This is a genomic window from Caulobacter sp. HMWF025 (assembly GCF_003060965.1).
Taxonomy (GTDB): Bacteria; Pseudomonadota; Alphaproteobacteria; order Caulobacterales; family Caulobacteraceae; genus Caulobacter.
This window is the reverse complement of sequence record NZ_QAII01000057.1, coordinates 1-1346: the sequence shown is the minus strand read 5'-3', so window position 1 is coordinate 1346 and position 1346 is coordinate 1. Positions and strand designations below refer to the sequence as shown.

Here is a 1346-nt window from a genome sequence, read left to right as displayed (position 1 = left end):
ATGGCGGCGCGGGTGGCCTCGTCGAGCAGCGGGCTCGGGGCCTCCTCGATGACCTTCTGGTTACGGCGCTGGATCGAGCATTCGCGCTCGAACAGGTGAACGACATTGCCGTGCTTGTCGCCCAGCACCTGGATCTCGATGTGGCGCGGCGAGACGATGAACTTCTCGATGAAGATGCGGTCGTCGCCGAAGCTGGCCTTGGCCTCGGCGCGCACGGCCGGGAAGCCTTCCTCGACGTCCTGCTGGGTCCAGGCCACCCGGATGCCTTTGCCGCCGCCGCCGGCGCTGGCCTTGATCATCACCGGATAGCCGATCTGCTCGGAAATCCGGATCGCGTGGGCGGTGTCGTCGATCTCGCCGATATGGCCCGGCACGCAGGAGACGCCGGCGGCCTGGGCGAACTTCTTGCTCTCGATCTTGTCGCCCATGGCGCTGATCGCGCCGGGATTGGGACCGATGAACACGATGCCCTCATCGGCGCAGCGCTGGGCAAAGCCGGCGTTCTCCGACAGGAAGCCAAAGCCCGGATGCACCGCCTGGGCCCCGGTCTGCTTGCAGGCGGCGATGATCTTGTCAGCCACCAGATAGGACTGATTGGCCGGCGACGGACCGATATGCACCGTCTCGTCGGCCATCTCGACCGCCAGCGACCCCGCATCGGCGTCCGAATAGACCACCACCGTCGCAATCCCCAGCCGGCGACACGTCTTGATCACCCGCACCGCGATCTCGCCCCGGTTGGCGATCAGGATCTTGGAAAACATCAGCGGAAACTTCCTTGGTAGGCAGAAGGGGGGCAGGCCGGAGCGGGCGTGCGGCGCAGGGCCGACAGGTTCTGGATCTGGCCGAAGCGGTCGATGGCCAGGATCTGGCCGTTGACGATGACCGCGTCGTCGCGGACTGCGTGCAGCGAACGGGGACGCGAGGCCCCCTGGGCGCGCAGCCAGCGCCCGACACGCCAAAGCTGTGCTGCCCGGCCAGGGCTCGGCACGCCTGCGCCGTCAAAGCCGGTCAGCAGGGCGTCGAGATCCTCGCGCCCGCAGTGATCGTCGAACTGGCTCATAGTGGCGCGCTCACAGGGGAATGTTGTCGTGCTTCTTCCAGGGGTTGGTGAGTTCCTTGCCCTTGAGGGACTTGAGACCCCGGACGATGCGACGGCGGGTGCCGTGGGGCATGATGACGTCGTCGATATAGCCGCGTGAGGCGGCGACGAACGGATTGGCGAAGGCGTCCTTGTACTCGGCCTCTCGGGCGGCCAGGGCGACGGGGTCCTTGGCCTCGGCCCGGAAGATGATCTCGACCGCCCCCTTGGCCCCCATGACCGCGATCTCGGCGGTGGGCCAGGC

General features: G+C 67.2%; 3 protein-coding genes. All 3 read right to left on the bottom strand.

The features are described 5' to 3' along the window. Positions 1-764: ATP-binding protein (locus tag DBR10_RS07570; protein ID WP_146187827.1), on the bottom strand; the 764-nt coding region annotated here is incomplete at its 3' end. Then, positions 764-1063, bottom strand: a complete 300-nt coding sequence (locus DBR10_RS07565) for a hypothetical protein (protein ID WP_108489799.1) — start codon at positions 1061-1063, stop codon at positions 764-766. The genes DBR10_RS07570 and DBR10_RS07565, both read right to left, overlap by 1 nt. Positions 1064-1073: 10 nt before the next feature. Then, positions 1074-1346: carboxyl transferase domain-containing protein (locus DBR10_RS07560; RefSeq protein ID WP_272482601.1), on the bottom strand; the 273-nt coding region annotated here is incomplete at its 5' end.